Raw genomic sequence first — 20,158 nt, 5'->3', positions numbered from 1 at the left:
AGCTCCCACACTGGATGGGTGTACACCTTAAAATGTGGGAGCTGGGCATGCCCGCGATGGCGTCAGGTCAGGCGCCGCAGAGTCAGCCCTTGAACACTTCATCCAACAGGTTATGCATCGACTGGAAAGCCCGCGCAGCGGTCTTCGCGTCGTACATCATCTTGCCTGGCACATTGGCATGGGGATCGGTGAAGGAATGCACTGCGCCGCCGTAGCTCAGCAACTGCCAATCCACACCCGCTGCGTTCATTTCCTCTTCGAACGCTGGCAGTTGCTCTTTGGGCACCAATGGGTCGGACGCACCATGCAATACCAACACTGAACCCTTGATGTTTTTCGCATCCGCCGGGTTCGGCGTGTCGAGGGTACCGTGGAAAGAGACAGCCGCCTTCACCGGCGCACCGGTACGTGCCAATTCCAGAGCGCAGCAACCGCCGAAGCAGAAACCGAAGGCTGCCAGCTTCGACTTATCAACGGCTGCCTCGGTCTGGCCTTGCAGTTGCTCGAAGGCCGCCTGCATACGCTTGTTCAACAATGGACGATCATTTTTCAACGGCATCATCGCTGCGCCGGCTTCATCGCCATTGGTCGGGCGTACAGTTTGCCCATACAAGTCGGCAATCAGCACCACGTAGCCTTTGCCGGCAACACTCTTGGCGATTTCTTCGGCACCCGCACTCACGCCCATCCAGTTCGGTGCCATCAGCAGCCCCGGCAGCGGGCCCTTGTGGCTGGCATCGAACGCCAGGCGGCTTTCATAAGACTGGCCATCAATCTGATAGACCACGGAACGTACTGTGACTTGGCTCATCATTTTCTCCAGTTGAGGAGGATTAACGAAAAAACCCGCCGAAGCGGGTTTTTTCTACAACGGTGTTAAACCGACAATTCAACCAACAGCTTGTTCAGTCGGCGCACATAGGCGGCCGGGTCTTTGAGGCTGTCGCCAGCGGCCAGAGCCGCTTGGTCGAAGAGGATGTGCGACAGGTCGCCAAACCGCTCTTCGCTCTGCTCGCCATCGAGTTTCTCGATCAGCGGGTGAGCCGGGTTGAATTCGAAGATCGGCTTGGAGTCCGGGACCTTCTGGCCGCTGGCTTCAAGGATCTGACGCATCTGCATGCCCAGGTCCTGCTCGCCAATGGCCAGGATCGCCGGGGAGTCGGTCAGGCGGTGGGAAACACGCACTTCACTGACTGCTTCGCCCAGGGACGCCTTGATCCGTTCAACCAGGCCCTCTTTGGACTTGGCGACTTCTTCGGCGGCTTTCTTGTCTTCCTCGGAATCCAGGTTGCCCAGGTCCAGGTCGCCACGGGCAACGTCAACGAACGACTTGCCGTCGAACTCGGTGAGGTAGCTCATCAGCCACTCATCGATACGGTCGGTCAGCAGCAGCACTTCGATGCCTTTCTTGCGGAAGACTTCCAGGTGCGGGCTGTTTTTAACCTGCGCGTAGGTTTCGCCAGTCAGGTAGTAGATCTTGTCCTGACCTTCCTTGGCGCGTGCCAGGTAGTCAGCCAGGGACACAACCTGCTCGCCGTCTTCGCCCTGAGTCGAAGCAAAACGCAGCAGGCCGGCGATTTTTTCCTTGTTGGCAAAGTCTTCCGCCGGGCCTTCCTTCATCACCTGACCGAAGTTTTTCCAGAAGCTCTTGTATTGCTCAGGCTCGTTCTTCGCCAGTTTTTCCAACATGTCGAGCACACGCTTGGTCAGCGCCGACTTCATGGAGTCGATGATCGGGTCTTTTTGCAGGATTTCCCGCGACACGTTCAGCGACAGGTCGTTGGAGTCGACCACGCCCTTGATAAAGCGCAGGTACAGCGGCAGGAAGGATTCCGCCTGGTCCATCACGAACACGCGCTGCACGTAGAGCTTCAAGCCCTTCGGCGCTTCGCGCTGGTACAGGTCGAACGGAGCACGGGCCGGTACGTAGAGCAGCGAGCTGTATTCCAGCTTGCCTTCAACCTTGTTGTGGCTCCAGCTCAGCGGGTTTTCGTAGTCGTGGCCGATGTGCTTGTAGAACTCCTGGTATTCCTCGTCCTTGATCTCGGTACGCGGACGGGTCCACAGGGCGCTGGCGCGGTTGACGGTTTCCCATTCCTCGGCAGGCTTCTCTTCGCCTTCGGCAGCCGTCTGTTCTTTCGGCAGCTCGATCGGCAAAGCGATGTGGTCGGAGTATTTCTTGATGATGTTGCGCAGGCGCCAGCCATCAGCGAATTCGTCTTCACCGGATTTCAGGTGCAGCACGATGCGGGTACCGCGATCTGCCTTGTCGACAGTGGCAATTTCAAACTCGCCCTCGCCTTTGGACGCCCAATGCACGCCTTCGCTGGCGTCGAGGCCGGCACGACGGCTGAATACTTCAACCTTGTCGGCAACGATGAAGGCCGAATAGAAGCCCACGCCGAATTGGCCGATCAGATGAGAGTCTTTTTTCTGGTCGCCCGACAGGTTCTTCATGAAATCTGCGGTGCCGGATTTGGCGATGGTACCCAAGTGGGTAATCGCGTCTTCACGGCTCATGCCGATACCGTTGTCTTCGATCGTGACGGTCTTGGCGTCCTTGTCGTAGCTCACACGGATTTTCAGTTCCGCGCCACCTTCCAGCAACTCAGGCTTGGACAGGGCTTCGAAACGTAATTTGTCGACAGCGTCAGAGGCGTTCGAGATCAATTCGCGAAGGAAGATTTCCTTGTTGGAATACAGCGAATGGATCATGAGGTGCAGCAGTTGCTTCACCTCGGTCTGGAAGCCCAGGGTTTCCTTTTGAGTTTCCACACTCATGGTCATCAAACTCCAATTGGATGGCAGTGGCCGCGCCCGAAAGGGTTGGCGGCGGGTTGTCATCAAAGTTGGGGGCTAAGACCGGGATTTCAAGGGCGGGCCAATTCCTCAATCTTGAAATGTGCGCGGGCGGTGGCAATCGGCTCGGCCTCGGTGGTTTGCCAGGCGGTGATCGCCACATTGGCGACGCGCCGGCCCTGGCGGCACACCTGGCATTTGGCGTAAGTGTCGCGAAACTGGCCGGCGCGCAGGTAATCCAGGGAAAAATCGATGATTTTTGGCAGGCCCGGAGCCCCGGTAAATACCCTTAGATGCAGGGCCGCCGACAGCTCCATGAAGCCGGCGATCACCCCGCCGTGCAACGCCGGCAATATGGGGTTACCAATATTGTCCTTGTTGGCCGGCAGGCGAAACAGCAGCTCATCTCCCAGACGGGTGCATTCGATGCCGATCAGCTTGGCGTAGGGCACCAAGCCCAGCAGTGCGTCGTAGTTGCCACGCTCGAGAGCCTGCTCCAGACGGGTCTTGAATCGATGCGTCATGCCTGCTCTCCCTTGATCGTGCTGCCCAGCCCTTGCGTGCCTTTTAGGCGCTTGCCCATACGCATGAACGTGCCCACCACATGGGCGATGGGTTGTTGCGGGTCATCCTGATAGGCGAACCCGCGCGTGAAGATCACATCGGTGGTCACCCGGTAACATTGCGCGAAGCCATACACCGGCTTGTGCGGCTCGGCCGCACGCATGTAGTCGATACGCAGGTCCAGGGTCGGGCACACCTCGAATTCGGGTAACACGCACAAGGTGGCCATGCCGCAGGCTGTGTCCATCAACGAGGTCAGGGCGCCACCATGAATCACGCAGGTTGCGGGATCACCAACAAGATGTGGCCCATACGGCAACACCAGGGTCATGCCCTCCTCGCTTGCAGCGTGAACAGCCACACCCAGCACCTGACAATGGCGCAGCGCCGAGACAAAGCGCGCAGCACGCTCTAACAAGGGGTTTTCGGTCATTGTTTTTAGACTCTTATTAGTGTGAAAGCAGCGGACTAAATCGCCGGAAAAAGTTTTTGTGCGAAAAGCGTTATATATCTGTGGGACAAAAGGAACTAATGCTGGCCCCTTGGGTTCGAAAGGCCAGTAGATATCTTCAATAAGGAGAAACACCCCATGCGCAAGACATTAGCTATTTCCATGATGCTGGCCGCTGCACTCGGTCTGGCTGCCTGCGACAAGAAATCCGAAGACAAAGCCCAAGATGCCGCTGCACATTCTGAGCAAGCACAGCAAGACATGGCTAAAGCACAGGATAAAGTGAACGACGCTGCGAAAGAAAACGCCGAAGCTGCCAAAGCTCAGGCTGAATCGAACGCCGAAGCTGCAAAAGAAGCTGCACCTGCCGCACCTGCAGAACCTGCCAAGCAGTAATTGCCGGGTGTGAACCTGTAGTGCTGCAAAAGAAAGCCCGCTTATAAAGCGGGCTTTTCTTTGCCTGCTGTTTTATCCGGCCTTTAAGAAACACTCTCTTTTGCAGCATCCGAAGCTTGCATATTAGTCGGGGTATACACCATCACCTGCAAGACGTCGGAGTGAAACTCGCGGCGATAAAGCACCAATACCACCCCGCTGCTCATCAACATGAACAACCAAGGGCTGACAAACCAGGCCAGCATGGTCATGCCGAAGTAATAAGCGCGCAGCCCAAAGTTGAACTGGTTGGCCGCCATCGAAATCACCCGCGCCGCCCGCAAGGCAAATGCATTGCGCTCCTGCTCCGACACGTGCCGCTCACCAATCATCGGCGCCGAGCCCACCAGCACCGCAGCGAAGTTGTACTGGCGCATGCACCAGCTGAAAGTAAAAAACGCATAGACAAATACCAGGGCCAGGCACAGCAACTTGATCTCCGACATGCCTTGGGAGGCCTGCTGCACCATAGGAATGTCTGCCAGCAACGACACCGCCCGCTCGGAAGCACCGAGCACGGTCAGAATACCCGCAAGGATGATCAAGGTGCTGGAGGCAAAGAACGAGGCATTACGCTCCAGGTTGCCGATCACGCTGGCATCGGCGATGCGGTTATCGCGCAACAACATGCGACGCATCCAGTCTTCGCGGTACAGGTGCAATACGCTGGCCAGGCAGGCCGTATCCCGGGCTTTCCAGGTGGCATAACGGGTATAGCCACCCCAGCACAGGATGAACCAGAGGGCGGCAAGCAGATGGACTTGATTGGTTTCGACGAACGACATGCGGGTCCTTGTACACAGGATGATAGGGCCGACACGGTCCAAATGTGGGAGCTGGCTTGCCTGCGATAGCGTCTTTGCAGTCACCACCGCGCCAACCGATGTACCGCCATCGCAGGCAAGCCAGCTCCCACACCGACCGGTGTTTTCAACTTGAGATTTTTGACGCCATCCCCAAAAAAAAGACACTGCCATCGACTCAAAAAAAATGCCCCGTATCGTTTGATACGGGGCATTTCAGTGCAGCACAAACCGCGGGTTATGCGACGGCTTCGCTACGCTTGCCCAGCATACGATCGATCACCACGGCCACCACCAGCGTCATCACTGATGGCACCAACCACGCCAAGCCTTGCTCGCTCAGCGGCAAGTTTGCCAATTGTGTAGGCATCCAACCCGCCAGGCCCGCGCCCTTGAGTGCGTCGATACAACCAAAGATGAATGACACCAACATCACCGGGCCGACGATACGGCCCTGTTCCTGCCAGAAGCCTTTGCAGAAACTCAGGGCTACCAGCACGATGCACGGCGGGTAGATCGCTGTAAGCACCGGAATCGAGAACGCGATCAGTTTGGTCAGGCCCAGGTTGGACACGAACAGCGAGAACAACGCCAGAATCACCACCAGTGTCTTGTAGGACAGCGGCAGGATTTTGCTGAAGTACTCGGCGCAGGCGCAGGTCAGGCCGACGGCAGTGACCAGGCACGCCAGGGAGATCAGCACGGCGAGGAAGCCGCTGCCCAGGGAGCCGAATGTGTGTTGCACATAAGCGTGCAGTACGGCTGCGCCGTTGCTGGCACCGGCAGCCACGGCATGGCTGCCCGAACCCAGGCGGAACAGGCTGATGTACACCAGCGCCAGGCCCACGCCGGCAATCAGGCCGGCGATAATGGCGTAACGGGTGATCAGTTGGGGCGACTCGACACCCCGTGAACGGATCGCGTTGACGATCACGATGCCGAACACCAGCGCACCCAGCGTATCCATGGTCAGATAACCATTGATAAAGCCCTGGGAGAACGGTGCGGCCACGTATTCCGGCGTAGCGACGCCCACTTCACCGGCCGGCAAGGCAAACGCGGCAATGCCGAGGATGGCCAGGGCGATGATCTTCAGCGGCGCGAGGAAGCGGCCCACGGTGTCCAGCAGTCGACCTGGGTACAGGGACACAAAGAACACCATCAGGAAATACACCGAGCTGTAGAGGAACAGCGCCAACGGGCTTTCACCGGTCAGTGGCGCCAGGCCCACTTCGAATGACACCGTCGCAGTACGCGGGGTAGCGAACAGCGGCCCCACCGCCAGGTACGCCGCCGCCGCGAGCAGGCCACCGGCGACCTTGCCAATCGGGCTGCTCAGCGCATCCATGCCACCACCGACCTTGGCCAGGGCAATCACGGTGACCACCGGCAAACCGACCGCGGTGATCAAAAAGCCAAGCGCCGCCATCCAGACATGGGGCCCGGACTGCAAACCCACGATAGGCGGGAAGATGATGTTGCCAGCGCCCACGAACAGGGCAAAGGTCATAAAGCCCAGCGCCAGGATATCCTGGCTTTTCAACACTTTCATTTGAGGAAATACCACACTACTGAATCGGAATTTAGAGAGGGCTTCCCTATGGATGAGGGAAATGCTGCCGGCCCTTATGGGGACCGACCGGTCTAGCGCGCAGCTTCCTTTTGGGATGCGGACGCATAAAGAGGCGGCTAGAGTACAGAATCAGGCTGACAAACGCACTGTTGCGGGGCGAACTGTCCGATAAGCGACATTTGAATGTCGCGTTTTCATACTTAATTGGGCAATGCTGGCCCCTGTGGGAGCTGGCTTGCCTGCGATGGCATCGACTCGATGTGTCTGATGCACCGAGGTGCCTGCATCGCAGGCAAGCCAGCTCCCACACGGGACCAAGTACATCCTCACTCTATTTCAGAATGCACAAAGGCCACCCGAAGGTGGCCTTTGTGTGGTGAAGCGTCAGCTAAGCGCGAGGCTTACTTGACAGCCCAACCGGTCAGCTCGGCCAGGGCCTTGCCGATGTCTGCCAGCGAACGCACGGTTTTCACACCTGCGTCTTGCAGTGCAGCGAACTTCTCGTCTGCAGTGCCTTTGCCGCCAGAGATGATTGCGCCAGCATGGCCCATGCGCTTGCCCGCAGGGGCAGTCACACCAGCGATGTAGGAAACAACCGGCTTGGTCACGTGTGCCTTGATGTAGGCAGCCGCTTCTTCTTCAGCCGAACCGCCGATCTCACCGATCATCACGATCGCTTCGGTCTTCGGGTCTTCCTGGAACAGCTTCAGGATGTCGATGAAGTTGGAGCCTGGGATCGGGTCACCGCCGATGCCGACGCAAGTCGACTGACCGAAACCGGCGTCAGTGGTCTGCTTCACAGCTTCGTAGGTCAGGGTGCCGGAACGGGAAACGATACCGACCTTGCCTGGCAAGTGAATGTGACCTGGCATGATGCCGATCTTGCATTCGCCTGGAGTGATCACGCCTGGGCAGTTAGGGCCGATCAGGACTACACCCAGCTCGTCGCACTTAACCTTAGCGTCCAGCATGTCCAGGGTAGGAATGCCTTCGGTGATGCACACGATCAGCTTGATGCCGCCGAATGCCGCTTCCAGGATCGAGTCCTTGCAGAAAGGAGCTGGAACGTAGATCACGCTGGCAGTGGCGCCAGTGGCTTCTACCGCTTCTTTCACGGTGTTGAACACTGGCAGGCCCAGGTGCTCGGTGCCGCCTTTGCCCGGAGTTACGCCACCAACCATCTGGGTGCCGTATTCAATGGCTTGCTGGGTGTGGAAACTACCTTGCGAACCGGTAATACCCTGGCAGATAACTTTGGTGTCTTTATTGATCAGGACGCTCATTACTTGCCCTCCGCAGCTTTGACAACTTGTTGAGCAGCGTCGGTCAGGCTGGTAGCCGCGATGATGTTCAAACCGCTTTCTGCCAGTACTTTAGCGCCCAGTTCAGCGTTGTTACCTTCAAGGCGAACAACAACCGGGATTTTAACGCCGACTTCTTTCACTGCACCGATGATGCCTTCGGCAATCATGTCGCAACGAACGATGCCGCCGAAGATGTTGACCAGTACTGCTGCGACGTTGGAGTCGGACAGGATGATCTTGAACGCTTCGGTAACGCGTTCCTTGGTAGCGCCACCACCTACGTCGAGGAAGTTGGCTGGCTTGCCGCCATGCAGGTTGACGATGTCCATGGTACCCATGGCCAGGCCGGCACCGTTGACCATGCAGCCGATGTTGCCTTCCAGGGCCACGTAGTTCAGTTCGAACTTGGCAGCGTGCGCTTCGCGCGGATCGTCTTGCGACGGATCGTGGAAAGTCTTCAGCTTAGGCTGACGGTACATGGCGTTGGCGTCGATGTTGATCTTGGCATCAAGGCAATGCAGATCGCCGTCAGCCTTGATCACCAGCGGGTTCACTTCCAGCAGGGCCAGATCGTGATCCTGGAACAGTTTGGCCAGACCTACGAAGATCTTGGCGAACTGGGCAACTTGCTTGCCTTCCAGACCCAGCTGGAACGCCAGTTCACGACCCTGGAACGGCTGTGCGCCAACCAGTGGATCGATAGTGGCCTTCAGAATTTTTTCTGGGGTTTCGTGAGCGATTTTCTCGATGTCCACGCCACCTTCGGTGGAAGCCATGAACACGATGCGACGGCTCGAACGGTCAACGACAGCGCCCAGGTACAGCTCTTTAGCGATATCAGTGCACGATTCAACCAGGATCTTGGTGACTGGCTGGCCATTGGCATCAGTCTGGTAAGTCACCAGACGCTTGCCCAGCCACTGCTGTGCGAAGGCCTTGGCGTCTTCTTTGCTGCGAACCAGCTTAACGCCGCCCGCTTTACCGCGACCACCGGCGTGGACCTGGGCTTTGACAACCCACTCGCTGCCACCGATTTTGTCGCAAGCTTCTGCTGCTGCTTCCGGGGTGTCTACTGCGTAGCCCTTGGAAACTGGCAGGCCGTATTCAGCGAACAGCTGCTTACCCTGATACTCGTGAAGATTCATGCTTTTTACCGTCTTCGTTAGGTACTGCGCATTCGGCGCTGCGCTCATTATGAGTGCCGCACCACCTGTGACTGCTGCTTGCGCAACTTGCGGGGCTTATGGCCCGTAAAGCTGCGCAAGGCTGCGTCCAGCGGATATTCCGCGGTGAGTCTTGCGCGCAAGGCTCACGACGGGCAACTCCGCCGTGGTTTCTTATTATCTCGCTTAGCGCTTCTTCTTGTTGGCGATGTGGATGGCACCGCCATTCACTGCCAACGCTGCTTCGTGCAACGCTTCGGACAGGGTCGGATGGGAGAACACCATCATACCCAGGTCCTCGGCACTGGTGCCGAATTCCATACCGATCGCGCCTTGCTGAACCAGTTCTGCAGCGCTTGGGCCAATCACGTGGACGCCCAATACGCGGTCAGTCTTGGCATCAGCGATGACTTTGACAAAACCACCGGTGTCGTTGGCTGCCATGGCACGGCCGGAAGCGGCAAACGGGAAGGTGCCGACGTTAACTTCAACGCCTTCAGCTTTCAACTGCTGTTCGTTCTTGCCGACCCATGCGATTTCCGGGTGGGTGTAGATAACCGACGGGATCAGGTCGTAGTTCATCTGGGTCTTGTGACCCTTGATGCGCTCGACGACCATGATGCCTTCCTCGGAAGCCTTGTGGGCCAGCATCATGCCACGAACCACGTCGCCGATCGCATATACGCCCGGTACGGTGGTTGCGCAGTGATCGTCAACGTGGATGAAGCCACGCTCGTCGATGTTCACGCCGCTGTCGGAAGCCAGCAGGTCGTTGGTCACTGGACGGCGACCAACGGCAACGATCAGCTTGTCGAAGGTGATGGTCTGCTCGCCGTCTTTATCGGTGTAGGTCACCACGACTTCTTCGCCGTTGACCTTGGAGCCGGTGACACGGGCGCCGAGCTTGATGTCCAGACCTTGTTTGGTCAGGGTTTTCAGCGCCTCTTTGGAGACTGCAGTGTCGGCCGCCAGCAGGAACGTGTCCAGGGCTTCCAGCACGGTGACTTCAGCGCCCAGACGGGACCATACCGAACCCAGTTCCAGACCGATTACGCCAGCGCCGATCACGCCCAGGCGCTTAGGCACAGCCTGGAATTCCAAGGCGCCAGTCGAATCAACGATCACGTTGTTGTCAACTGGAGCAGGCGGAATGTCGATTGGACGCGAGCCAGGAGCCAGGATCACGTTTTCGGCTTCGATGACTTCAACCGAACCGTCTGGCTTGGTGACTTCGACTTTCTTGCCGGCCAGCAGCTTGCCGTGACCCTGAATGGAAGTCACACCGTTGGCCTTGAACAAGGTGGCAACGCCGGAAGTCAGGCCTTTGACGATGTTGGCTTTACGGCCGACCATTGCTGGCACGTCCATGGTCACGCCAGCATGGTTGATGCCGTGGATCGCGAAGCCGTCTTGGGCTTCGTGGAATTTCCAGGAGCTGTCCAGCAGCGCCTTGGAAGGAATGCAACCAACGTTCAGGCAGGTACCGCCCAGCGCCAGTTTGCCTTCCTTGTCGGTGTACTTTTCGATGCAAGCAGTCGAGAGGCCCAGTTGCGCAGCCTTGATGGCGGCAACATAGCCGCCAGGGCCTGCACCAATCACTACAACGTCAAATTTCTGTGTCATGAAAATAGATCCTCTATTTGCGACAAGCTTCTAGCCACAAGCTGCAAGCCAAGCTGCTTTTTCCTACAGCTTGTAGCTCGCAACTTGCAGCTGCTTCTATCAGATGTCCAGGAGCAGGCGAGCCGGGTCTTCCAGCAGGTTCTTGATGGTCACCAGGAACGTCACGGCTTCTTTACCATCGATCAGGCGGTGATCGTAAGACAATGCCAGGTACATCATTGGGCGGATCACGACCTGGCCGTTGATGGCCATCGGACGCTGGATGATGTTGTGCATGCCCAGGATCGCGGCTTGCGGTGGGTTGACGATCGGCGTCGACATCATCGAACCGAAGGTACCACCGTTAGTGATGGTGAAGGTACCGCCGGTCATCTCGTCGATGGTCAGCTTGCCGTCACGGGCTTTCTTGCCGAAGCCGGCGATGCCGCCTTCGACTTCGGCCAGGCTCATCAGCTCGGCGTTACGCAGCACTGGAACCACCAGGCCACGGTCGCTGGACACGGCAACGCCGATATCTGCATAGCCGTGGTAAACGATGTCGCCGCCGTCGATGGAAGCGTTGACTGCCGGGAAGCGCTTGAGTGCTTCGGTGGCCGCTTTCACGAAGAACGACATGAAGCCCAGGCGCACGCCGTTGTGGGACTTCTCGAACAGGTCCTTGTACTTGGAGCGCAGGGCCATGACTTCGGTCATGTCGACTTCGTTGAACGTGGTCAGCATCGCCATGTTCGACTGCGCTTCAACCAGGCGCTTGGCCACGGTGGCACGCACGCGAGTCATCGGTACGCGCTTCTCGGTACGGTCGCCGGCAGCGAACACCGGGGCAGCAGCCGCTGGAGCAGCAGCCTTGGCAGGCGCGGCAGCCGGAGCGTTCTTCTTGGCTTCAACCGCAGCAACCACGTCTTCCTTGGTCACGCGGCCGTCTTTGCCGGTGCCCTTGATGGAAGCCAGGTTGATGCCGTTCTCTTCAGCCAGTTGACGCGCAGCTGGTGCAGCGATTGGATCTTCGCCACCGGCTGCCGGTGCAGCGGCAGGCGCCGAAGCAGCCGGTGCAGCAGCAGCGGCGGCAGGAGCAGGAGCTGCAGCAGCGCTGCCCTCTTCGATCGAACCCAGTACCTGGTTCGACAGAACGGTAGCGCCCTCTTCAGCCACGATCGCGCCCAGCACGCCGTCAGCTTCGGCCAACACTTCCAGTACGACTTTGTCAGTCTCGATGTCGACGATCAGGTCGTCACGCTTGACGGCCTCGCCTGGTTTCTTGTGCCAGGTGGCAACGGTGCCATCGGCAACCGATTCCGGGAATGACGGGGCTTTGATTTCGATAGCCATTATCTGTAGGTCCTTAAAATTCGGTTTCAGTCAGCGCGAAGGCGTTAAACAGTGAAAGCATCTTGCAGCAGTTTTTCCTGCTGCTCGGCGTGCATCGACGCATAGCCACACGCAGGTGCAGCAGAAGCATCACGACCGGCGTACTCAAGAACCAAGGCCTTGTTGTGATTGCCGATGCTGCGACGCAGATGATGCTGGCTGCTGTACCAGGCGCCCTGGTTCATCGGTTCTTCCTGACACCACACCACGTTCGTGAGGTTGGTGTAAGGCGCGATGATCTCCATGAGGTCATCTTCCGGGAACGGGTAAAGCTGCTCGATACGCACGATGGCGATGTCTTCGCGGCCTTCGGCACGGCGTTTTTCCAACAGATCGTAGTAGACCTTGCCGCTGCACAGGATCAGGCGAGTGACCTTGGCGGCGTCCAGTGTATCGATCTCTGGAATCACGGTCTGGAACGAACCTTGGGCCAGATCTTCCAGGGTCGAAACGGCCAGTTTGTGACGCAACAGCGATTTCGGGGTCAGCACGACCAGCGGCTTGCGCAGCGGGCGGATCACCTGGCGACGCAGCAAGTGGTAGATCTGCGCCGGGGTGGTCGGCACGCACACCTGGATGTTGTGCTCGGCGCACAATTGCAGGTAACGCTCCAGACGGGCCGAAGAGTGCTCCGGACCCTGGCCTTCATAACCGTGTGGCAGCAGCATGGTCAGACCGCACAGGCGGCCCCACTTGTGCTCGCCGCTGGTGATGAACTGGTCGATAACCACCTGGGCACCGTTGGCGAAGTCGCCGAACTGGGCTTCCCAGATCACCAGCGCATTAGGCGTGGTGGTGGAGTAGCCGTATTCGAACGCCAGTACGGCTTCTTCAGACAGGAACGAATCGTACAGGTCGAAACGTGGCTGGCCTTCGTACAGGTTCTGCAACGGGATGTAGGTGCCCGCATCTTTCTGGTTGTGCAATACAGCATGGCGGTGCGAGAACGTACCGCGGCCGATGTCCTGGCCGGTCATGCGGATTGGGTGACCTTCGAACGCCAGGGTCGCGTACGCCATGGTTTCGGCGTAACCCCAGTTGATCGGCAGGCCGCCGGCTTGCATCTTCTGACGATCTTCGTAGATCTTCGCCACCTGGCGCTGTACGACGAAGCCTTCGGGAATTTCCAGCAGCTTGGCGGACAGTTCCTGCAACGTCTTCAAATCGAAGGATGTATCGTGACGTGCAGTCCAGGTGTGGCCCAGGTACGGACGCCAGTCAACGAACAACTCTTTGTTCGGCTCCTTGACCAGGCTTTTCACTACATGCAGGCCATTGTCCAGCGCGTTGCGGTATTCATCGACTTTCGCCTGAACACGCGCATCGTCAACCACGCCGGCCTTGGTCAGGCTTTCGGCGTACAGCTCACGGGTGGTGCGCTGCTTGGTGATCTGCTGGTACATCAACGGCTGGGTGCCGCTTGGCTCGTCCGCTTCGTTGTGACCGCGACGGCGGTAGCAAACCAGGTCGATCACCACGTCACGCTTGAACTGCATGCGGTAGTCGACTGCCAGTTGGGTCACGAACAGCACGGCTTCCGGATCATCGCCATTCACATGGAGGATCGGCGCCTGGATCATCTTGGCAACATCGGTGGCGTACTCGGTGGAGCGCGCGTCCAACGGGTTGCTGATGGTGAAGCCGACCTGGTTGTTGATGACGATGTGAACGGTACCGCCGGTCTTGAAGCCGCGAGTCTGCGACATCTGGAACGTTTCCAGGACCACGCCTTGACCGGCGAATGCCGCGTCACCGTGGATGGAAATCGGCAGAACCTTCTCACCGGTGGCATCGTTACGACGATCCTGGCGCGCACGTACCGAACCCTCGACCACTGGCGAAACGATTTCCAGGTGGGATGGGTTGAACGCCATGGCCAGGTGAACTTCACCGCCGGTGGTCATCACGTTGGACGAGAAGCCCTGGTGGTATTTGACGTCACCGGAACCCAGCTCGACCTTCTTCTTGCCTTCGAACTCGTCGAACAGCTCGCGCGGGTTCTTGCCGAAGGTGTTGACCAACACGTTCAGGCGACCACGGTGAGCCATGCCGATCACGATTTCCTTGGTGCCGTAGGAACCGGAACGCTGGATCAGCTCGTCGAGCATCGGAATCAGGCTTTCGCCGCCTTCCAGGCCGAAACGCTTGGTGCCCGGGTATTTGGTACCCAGGTATTTCTCGAGGCCCTCGGCCGCGGTCACGCGCTCCAGCAAGTGGCTGCGGACATCGGCGGACAAGACCGGACGGCCACGCACGCCTTCCAGGCGGTGCTGGAACCACTGGCGCTGCTCGGAATCGGTGATGTGCGTGAATTCAGCGCCGATGGTGCGGCAATATGTCTGCTGCAACGCTTCGTGAATTTCGCGTAGGCTCGCTTCCTCTTTGCCGATGAACAGGTCGCCGGCACGGAAGGTCGTATCAAGATCGGCATTGGTCAAGCCGTAATGATTGATCGACAGGTCTGCAGGTGCAGGACGCTGCCACAGCCCCAGCGGGTCAAGCTGGGCTGCCTGGTGGCCACGCATACGGTAGGCCTGGATCAGTCGCAGTACTTCAACTTGCTTCTTCTCGTGCTCACTGCTCACGCTGCCGGCGGAAACCGGTTGGGCGCGGCGCTGGTTCTTTGCCAGCAGCACGAACTGATCGCGAATTGTTGCGTGCGATACATCGGTGGCAGCGTTGCCGTCTGAAGACAACGTCTGAAATTTGGTGCGCCATTCTTCTGGCACAGCGTTAGGGTCGTGCAGGTAGAGCTCATAAAGCTCTTCCACATAGGCAGCGTTACCACCTGAAAGATAGCCGCTGTTCCACATGCGCTGCATCACGCTTTCTTGCATGCTTGGTCACCCTCGATTTGGGGACACCACCGGCGAAAACACCGAGTTTGCTTGCAAAAGGCCAAGTGCAGCGACCAAAACAAGCCACTTAGGATCACGCTGATAGTTCGGGTACCAACCCGAATGCCCCTGCTTGTCTCATTTCTTCAAAATAAGAGCCGCGGCTTTGTAAGTCGCTGCTCAAGTTAAAACTACGGCGCCGGTTGAAGCCTGCGCCGCAGCATTTACGGGCACAACGGTCCTGCTTTACTACAACGTCAGTTACACGCCGCTGTGCAGCAGCATGTTACGGATGTGACCAATGGCCTTAGTCGGGTTCAGGCCTTTGGGGCATACGTTGACGCAGTTCATGATCCCGCGGCAGCGGAATACGCTGAACGGGTCATCCAGCGAAGCCAGACGCTCGGACGTCTTGGTGTCACGGCTGTCTGCCAGGAAGCGGTACGCTTGCAGCAGTGCAGCAGGACCCAGGAATTTGTCCGGGTTCCACCAGAAAGACGGGCACGACGTCGAGCAGCAAGCACACAGGATGCACTCGTACAGACCGTCAAGCTTCTCGCGCTCTTCCGGGGATTGCAGACGCTCGATGGCCGGAGCCGGCGTGTCATTCTGCAAGAACGGCTTAACTTTCTCGTATTGCTTGTAGAAGATGCTCATATCGACGACCAGGTCACGGATAACCGGCAAACCTGGCAGAGGACGAACGATCAGCTTGTTGCCTTTGACAACAGCAGACAGCGGCGTGATGCACGCCAGGCCATTCTTGCCGTTGATGTTCATGCCGTCGGAGCCGCAAACACCCTCACGGCAAGAGCGACGATAGGAGAAACCTTCGTCCTGCTCTTTGATCAGTGCCAGTACATCCAGCACCATCAGGTCTTTACCACCGGTATCGACCTGGAACTCCTGCATGAACGGCGCAGCGTCCTGATCAGGGTTGTAGCGATAAACACTGACTTTCAACATGGCAGCCACCCTTAGTAAGTCCGAATCTTCGGTTCAAACGTCGGCACCGTCTTCGGCGAGAAGTTCACGGCACGCTTGGTTACGCGCTTGTCACCCGGGAAGTACAGGGTGTGGCACAACCAGTTTTCGTCATCGCGATCTTCAAAGTCTTCACGAGCGTGAGCACCACGGGATTCTTTACGAACCTCGGCGGCGATCGCCGTCGCTTCAGCCACTTCCAGCAGGTTTTGCAGCTCAAGGGCTTCGATACGAGCGGTGTTGAACGCCTGGCTCTTATCGTTGATCTTGACGTTGGCGATACGCTTGCGCAGGTCAGCCAACTGGGCGATACCTTTCTGCATGTATTCGCCGGTACGGAACACACCGAAGTAGTTCTGCATGCAGTTTTGCAGCTCGCGACGCAGGGTTGCCACGTCTTCGCCATCTGTGCGCTCGTTCAGAGCGTTCAGGCGCGCCAGGGCCGCTTCGATGTTGGCGTCGGTGGCGTCATCGTATTCGATGCCGTCGGTCAGCGCCTTTTCCAGATGCAGGCCGGCCGCGCGACCGAACACTACCAGGTCGAGCAACGAGTTGCCGCCCAGGCGGTTGGCACCGTGAACCGATACACAAGCCACTTCACCTACCGCGAACAGACCATGGATGATCTCGTCCACGCCTTCGGCATTCTGGGTGATCGCCTGGCCGTGAATGTTGGTCGGTACGCCGCCCATCATATAGTGGCAGGTCGGAACAACCGGAACCGGAGCAACCACTGGATCAACGTGAGCAAAGGTCTTGGACAGTTCGCAGATACCTGGCAGGCGGCTGTGCAGCACTTCTTCACCGAGGTGATCGAGTTTGAGCAGTACGTGGTCACCATTCGGGCCACAACCGTTACCGGCGATGATCTCTTTAACCATCGAACGGGCCACGACGTCACGACCAGCCAGGTCTTTGGCGTTCGGAGCATAACGCTCCATGAAACGCTCGCCGTGCTTGTTGATCAGGTAACCACCTTCACCACGGCAACCTTCGGTTACCAGTACACCGGCGCCGGCGATGCCGGTGGGGTGGAACTGCCACATTTCGATGTCTTGCACCGGTACGCCAGCACGCAGTGCCATGCCGACGCCGTCACCGGTGTTGATCAGGGCATTGGTGGTCGAGGCGTAGATACGGCCTGCACCGCCAGTCGCCAGCACGGTAGCCTTGGCGCGGATGTAGGTGGTTTCACCGGTTTCGATGCAGATGGCGATCACGCCGACGAACTCGCCCTTGCCGTTCTTCACCAGATCAACAGCGTAGTACTCGTTCAGGAACGTGGTACCGGCTTTCAGGTTGCCCTGATAAAGGGTGTGCAACAGCGCGTGACCGGTACGGTCGGACGCAGCGCAAGTACGGGCAGCCTGCCCGCCTTTACCGTAATCCTTCGACTGGCCGCCGAATGGACGCTGGTAGATACGACCTTGCTCGGTACGCGAGAACGGCAGACCCATGTGGTCCAGCTCGAACACTGCGGCCGGGCCTTCCTGACACATGTACTCGATAGCGTCCTGGTCACCGATGTAGTCGGAACCCTTGACGGTATCGTACATGTGCCAGCGCCAGTCATCGTTCGGGTCGGCGGAGGCGATGGCGCAGGTGATGCCACCCTGGGCCGATACGGTGTGGGAGCGCGTCGGGAACACCTTGGTGATCACGGCAGTCTTGTGACCGCCCTGGGCCAGCTGCAGCGCAGCGCGCATGCCCGCACCGCCGCCACCAATAATGATGGCGTCGAATGAAATAGTTGGAATGTTAGCCATGAATCAGATACCCCAAAGAATCTGCACACCCCAGACGAAGTAAGCGAACATCGCGACGCCGCATACTGCCTGGAAGAGGAAACGTACTGCAGTCGCGGACTTGCCAAGCGCCATAGGCGTCAGGTAGTCGGTCGCGATGGTCCACATGCCGACCCAGGCGTGTGCGCCCAGGGCTACAAGGGCCAGCAGACTGAAGATTCGCATCGCATTGTGGGAAAACAGGCCGTGCCACTGCTCATAGCCGATGCCCGGGTTTGCGACGAGGTATCCGATCAGAAAAATGAAATAAGCCGCGAGAACGACCGCAGACACACGCTGTGCCATCCAGTCATAGAGGCCCGAACGCGACAGATTCGTTACGCTGGTTACCATATCCAAACTCCTGCCAGAACGATCAGCACCACGGAAATGGCGATGATGATTTTCGAGCCCAGGCGGCCGCCTTCCAGCGTCTCACCGATGCCCATGTCCATGATCAAGTGGCGCACACCGGCTACCAGGTGATACAGAAGAGAGGACAGGAGGCCCCATGCTACGAACTTGGCCAGCGGGCTGGTCAAGCATGCCTTCACCTCGGCGTAACCTTCCTCGGAACCCAGGGATTTGCTCAATGCATAAAGCATGATGCCCAAGCCCAGGAACAGGATGATGCCGGAAACACGGTGCAGGAACGACGTAACGCCGGTGATGGGGAGTTTGATGGTCCTTAGGTCTAGGTTTACAGGTCGTTGGCTATTCACGGCTTTTTTTCACACTGAAGAGCCCCTAACAATCAGGGCAAAGTTGTTGGGGAGTGCGACTGGTCAGGTAAGCACCACCCAGGGAGTGCGACCCCCAATGAAAGCAAGCCCAAAAGCCCTTGGCGGTCGGTGGCCGAGTATAGACAGTTAGGTTACTAATGACAACGCGCACACCTCACCCTAATAGCTGATTGCGCTGGCGGGATAAAAGGCGTAAATGGCAGGCAATTTCGACGAAAAAGTACGGTTAAAGCCTTCTGGCGCAAGACTTTAGGCAAATTGACATCTGGATTTATATCAATATAGTGGTGCGGGCCCTGCGTGGGGGGTCTGTCTGATGATTTGAAGCATAAATAGGAGGCCACATGGCTGACAAAAAAGCGCAGTTGATCATCGAGGGCGCAGCCCCCGTCGAGCTGCCCATTTTAACCGGCACCGTTGGTCCCGATGTTATCGACGTACGGGGCCTGACGGCCACGGGCCGTTTTACTTTCGACCCAGGCTTCATGTCGACCGCTTCCTGCGAGTCGAAGATCACCTATATCGATGGTGACAATGGCATTCTGCTTCATCGCGGCTACCCGATCGAACAACTGGCTGAAAAGTCGGACTACCTGGAAACCTGCTACCTGCTGCTAAATGGCGAATTGCCAACAGCCGAGCAAAAGGCCCAGTTCGTCAGCACCGTGAAGAACCACACCATGGTTCACGAGCAGTTGAAGACCTTCTTCAACGGCTTTCGTCGCGACGCCCACCCGATGGCCGTCATGTGCGGCGTGGTCGGTGCCCTGTCGGCCTTCTATCATGACTCCCTGGACATCAATAACGCCGAGCATCGCGAAATTTCCGCGATCCGCCTGGTTGCCAAGATGCCGACCCTGGCCGCAATGGTTTACAAGTACTCCATGGGCCAGCCCATGATGTACCCGCGCAACGATCTGACGTACGCGGAAAACTTCCTGCACATGATGTTCAACACCCCGTGCGAGATCAAACCGATCAGCCCGGTGCTGGCCAAGGCAATGGACCGGATCTTCATCCTCCACGCCGACCATGAACAAAACGCCTCCACTTCTACCGTCCGCCTGGCCGGCTCTTCGGGTGCCAACCCGTTTGCCTGTATCGCCGCCGGTATCGCCGCACTGTGGGGCCCTGCCCACGGCGGTGCGAATGAAGCCGTATTGACCATGCTCGATGAAATCGGCGATGTATCCAACATCGATACGTTCATCGCCAAGGCCAAGGACAAGAACGATCCATTCAAGCTGATGGGCTTCGGTCACCGGGTCTACAAGAACCGCGACCCTCGCGCGACCGTCATGAAGCAGACCTGCGACGAAGTGCTGAAGGAACTGGGCATCAAGAACGATCCGCAACTCGAACTGGCCATGCGCCTGGAAGAGATCGCCCTGACCGACCCGTACTTCATCGAGCGCTCGCTGTACCCGAACGTTGACTTCTACTCGGGGATCATCCTCAAGGCGATCGGCATTCCAACCAGCATGTTCACCGTGATCTTCGCCCTGGCACGGACCGTGGGCTGGATTTCCCACTGGAAGGAAATGCTCTCCAGCCCGTACAAGATTGGCCGCCCACGCCAGCTGTACACCGGCTACGAGTCGCGTGACATTACCAAGCTGGAAGATCGCAAATAAGCACTTAACTGCTTGTTTGTCATGAGAACGGCCTCCCTTAGCGGAGGCCGTTTTTGTTTGTGGTGCCTGGTGTACCGCCATCGGGAGCAAGTC

The 20,158-nt window shown here is 58.1% G+C and carries 17 protein-coding genes; 2 read left to right on the top strand and 15 right to left on the bottom strand.

Features of this window, described 5'->3' with window-relative positions; translation table 11 throughout:
* Positions 1-82: 82 nt before the first annotated feature.
* The 4 genes from TK42_RS21575 to TK42_RS21560 form a co-directional block, all read right to left on the bottom strand.
* Complete coding sequence (locus tag TK42_RS21575; RefSeq protein ID WP_103735082.1) at positions 83-811, bottom strand: dienelactone hydrolase family protein; 729 nt, start codon at positions 809-811, stop codon at positions 83-85.
* A 65-nt stretch (positions 812-876) separates the two neighbouring features.
* The gene (gene htpG, locus TK42_RS21570; protein ID WP_005786592.1) at positions 877-2,781 is read right to left on the bottom strand and encodes a molecular chaperone HtpG; all 1,905 of its coding nucleotides are present in this window, start codon (positions 2,779-2,781) and stop codon (positions 877-879) included.
* 89 nt (positions 2,782-2,870) lie between these two features.
* Positions 2,871-3,323 carry a PaaI family thioesterase gene (locus TK42_RS21565; protein WP_005786590.1) on the bottom strand — a complete coding sequence of 151 codons (453 nt, stop codon included), beginning with the start codon at positions 3,321-3,323 and terminating at the stop codon, positions 2,871-2,873.
* Positions 3,320-3,796 (bottom strand): PaaI family thioesterase, encoded by a 477-nt coding sequence (locus TK42_RS21560; protein ID WP_005786588.1) that lies wholly within the window; start codon positions 3,794-3,796, stop codon positions 3,320-3,322. The genes TK42_RS21565 and TK42_RS21560 overlap by 4 nt, the downstream gene beginning before the upstream one ends.
* 156 nt (positions 3,797-3,952) lie before the next feature.
* Here TK42_RS21560 and TK42_RS21555 point away from each other — a divergent pair, with 156 nt between their 5' ends.
* Positions 3,953-4,210 carry a hypothetical protein gene (locus tag TK42_RS21555; protein ID WP_005786587.1) on the top strand — a complete coding sequence of 86 codons (258 nt, stop codon included), beginning with the start codon at positions 3,953-3,955 and terminating at the stop codon, positions 4,208-4,210.
* Positions 4,211-4,293: 83 nt separating this feature from the next.
* Here the strand turns inward: TK42_RS21555 and TK42_RS21550 are convergent, their stop codons facing one another.
* From TK42_RS21550 to sdhC, 11 genes are all read right to left on the bottom strand, one after another.
* Positions 4,294-5,034 carry a DUF599 domain-containing protein gene (locus TK42_RS21550; RefSeq protein WP_005786585.1) on the bottom strand — a complete coding sequence of 247 codons (741 nt, stop codon included), beginning with the start codon at positions 5,032-5,034 and terminating at the stop codon, positions 4,294-4,296.
* 256 nt (positions 5,035-5,290) lie between these two features.
* A complete protein-coding gene (brnQ, locus tag TK42_RS21545; protein ID WP_103735081.1) occupies positions 5,291-6,604 on the bottom strand; it encodes a branched-chain amino acid transport system II carrier protein in 1,314 nt (437 codons plus the stop codon).
* A gap of 422 nt (positions 6,605-7,026) precedes the next feature.
* Positions 7,027-7,908 carry a succinate--CoA ligase subunit alpha gene (sucD, locus tag TK42_RS21535; protein ID WP_003190013.1) on the bottom strand — a complete coding sequence of 294 codons (882 nt, stop codon included), beginning with the start codon at positions 7,906-7,908 and terminating at the stop codon, positions 7,027-7,029.
* Complete coding sequence (gene sucC / locus TK42_RS21530; protein WP_003190011.1) at positions 7,908-9,074, bottom strand: ADP-forming succinate--CoA ligase subunit beta; 1,167 nt, start codon at positions 9,072-9,074, stop codon at positions 7,908-7,910. Before sucC ends, sucD begins: the two co-directional genes overlap by 1 nt.
* 204 nt (positions 9,075-9,278) lie before the next feature.
* Positions 9,279-10,715: a dihydrolipoyl dehydrogenase gene (gene lpdA / locus TK42_RS21525; RefSeq protein ID WP_005786578.1), complete on the bottom strand. Its 1,437-nt coding sequence runs from the start codon at positions 10,713-10,715 to the stop codon at positions 9,279-9,281.
* A 99-nt stretch (positions 10,716-10,814) separates the two neighbouring features.
* The gene (odhB, locus tag TK42_RS21520; RefSeq protein WP_103735080.1) at positions 10,815-12,044 is read right to left on the bottom strand and encodes a 2-oxoglutarate dehydrogenase complex dihydrolipoyllysine-residue succinyltransferase; all 1,230 of its coding nucleotides are present in this window, start codon (positions 12,042-12,044) and stop codon (positions 10,815-10,817) included.
* A 44-nt stretch (positions 12,045-12,088) separates the two neighbouring features.
* Positions 12,089-14,920 carry a 2-oxoglutarate dehydrogenase E1 component gene (locus tag TK42_RS21515; RefSeq protein WP_005786575.1) on the bottom strand — a complete coding sequence of 944 codons (2,832 nt, stop codon included), beginning with the start codon at positions 14,918-14,920 and terminating at the stop codon, positions 12,089-12,091.
* Positions 14,921-15,181: 261 nt separating this feature from the next.
* Positions 15,182-15,886 carry a succinate dehydrogenase iron-sulfur subunit gene (locus TK42_RS21510; protein WP_005786573.1) on the bottom strand — a complete coding sequence of 235 codons (705 nt, stop codon included), beginning with the start codon at positions 15,884-15,886 and terminating at the stop codon, positions 15,182-15,184.
* Positions 15,887-15,897: 11 nt separating this feature from the next.
* Entirely contained in the window at positions 15,898-17,670 is a 1,773-nt protein-coding gene (gene sdhA / locus TK42_RS21505; protein ID WP_005786572.1) for a succinate dehydrogenase flavoprotein subunit, read from the bottom strand.
* A gap of 3 nt (positions 17,671-17,673) precedes the next feature.
* Positions 17,674-18,042 carry a succinate dehydrogenase, hydrophobic membrane anchor protein gene (sdhD, locus tag TK42_RS21500; RefSeq protein ID WP_003172805.1) on the bottom strand — a complete coding sequence of 123 codons (369 nt, stop codon included), beginning with the start codon at positions 18,040-18,042 and terminating at the stop codon, positions 17,674-17,676.
* The gene (sdhC, locus tag TK42_RS21495; protein WP_003190005.1) at positions 18,036-18,410 is read right to left on the bottom strand and encodes a succinate dehydrogenase, cytochrome b556 subunit; all 375 of its coding nucleotides are present in this window, start codon (positions 18,408-18,410) and stop codon (positions 18,036-18,038) included. The genes sdhD and sdhC overlap by 7 nt, the downstream gene beginning before the upstream one ends.
* A gap of 365 nt (positions 18,411-18,775) precedes the next feature.
* Between sdhC and gltA the strand changes: the two genes are divergently transcribed.
* Positions 18,776-20,065, top strand: coding sequence for a citrate synthase (gene gltA / locus TK42_RS21490; RefSeq protein WP_005786568.1), 1,290 nt, complete (start codon positions 18,776-18,778; stop codon positions 20,063-20,065).
* The last annotated feature ends 93 nt before the right edge of the window (positions 20,066-20,158 follow it).

This window comes from Pseudomonas sp. GZJR-8, assembly GCF_002916705.1.
Classification (GTDB): Bacteria; Pseudomonadota; Gammaproteobacteria; order Pseudomonadales; family Pseudomonadaceae; genus Aquipseudomonas; species Aquipseudomonas synxantha_A.
Note: the sequence above shows the minus strand (reverse complement) of the source record. Positions and strands in the feature narration are given on the sequence as shown.

Bases quoted from the DNA above. Each gene is read 5' to 3' on its own strand.
- sucD (WP_003190013.1), bottom strand. From the start codon at position 7,908: ATGAGCGTCCTGATCAATAAAGACACCAAAGTTATCTGCCAGGGTATT.
- sdhA (WP_005786572.1), bottom strand. From the start codon at position 17,670: ATGGCTAACATTCCAACTATTTCATTCGACGCCATCATTATTGGTGGC.
- TK42_RS21575 (WP_103735082.1), bottom strand. From the start codon at position 811: ATGAGCCAAGTCACAGTACGTTCCGTGGTCTATCAGATTGATGGCCAG.
- lpdA (WP_005786578.1), bottom strand. From the start codon at position 10,715: ATGACACAGAAATTTGACGTTGTAGTGATTGGTGCAGGCCCTGGCGGC.
- htpG (WP_005786592.1), bottom strand. From the start codon at position 2,781: ATGAGTGTGGAAACTCAAAAGGAAACCCTGGGCTTCCAGACCGAGGTG.
- TK42_RS21560 (WP_005786588.1), bottom strand. From the start codon at position 3,796: ATGACCGAAAACCCCTTGTTAGAGCGTGCTGCGCGCTTTGTCTCGGCG.
- odhB (WP_103735080.1), bottom strand. From the start codon at position 12,044: ATGGCTATCGAAATCAAAGCCCCGTCATTCCCGGAATCGGTTGCCGAT.
- TK42_RS21555 (WP_005786587.1), top strand. From the start codon at position 3,953: ATGCGCAAGACATTAGCTATTTCCATGATGCTGGCCGCTGCACTCGGT.
- TK42_RS21515 (WP_005786575.1), bottom strand. From the start codon at position 14,920: ATGCAAGAAAGCGTGATGCAGCGCATGTGGAACAGCGGCTATCTTTCA.
- sucC (WP_003190011.1), bottom strand. From the start codon at position 9,074: ATGAATCTTCACGAGTATCAGGGTAAGCAGCTGTTCGCTGAATACGGC.
- TK42_RS21550 (WP_005786585.1), bottom strand. From the start codon at position 5,034: ATGTCGTTCGTCGAAACCAATCAAGTCCATCTGCTTGCCGCCCTCTGG.
- gltA (WP_005786568.1), top strand. From the start codon at position 18,776: ATGGCTGACAAAAAAGCGCAGTTGATCATCGAGGGCGCAGCCCCCGTC.
- sdhD (WP_003172805.1), bottom strand. From the start codon at position 18,042: ATGGTAACCAGCGTAACGAATCTGTCGCGTTCGGGCCTCTATGACTGG.
- TK42_RS21510 (WP_005786573.1), bottom strand. From the start codon at position 15,886: ATGTTGAAAGTCAGTGTTTATCGCTACAACCCTGATCAGGACGCTGCG.
- brnQ (WP_103735081.1), bottom strand. From the start codon at position 6,604: ATGAAAGTGTTGAAAAGCCAGGATATCCTGGCGCTGGGCTTTATGACC.
- TK42_RS21565 (WP_005786590.1), bottom strand. From the start codon at position 3,323: ATGACGCATCGATTCAAGACCCGTCTGGAGCAGGCTCTCGAGCGTGGC.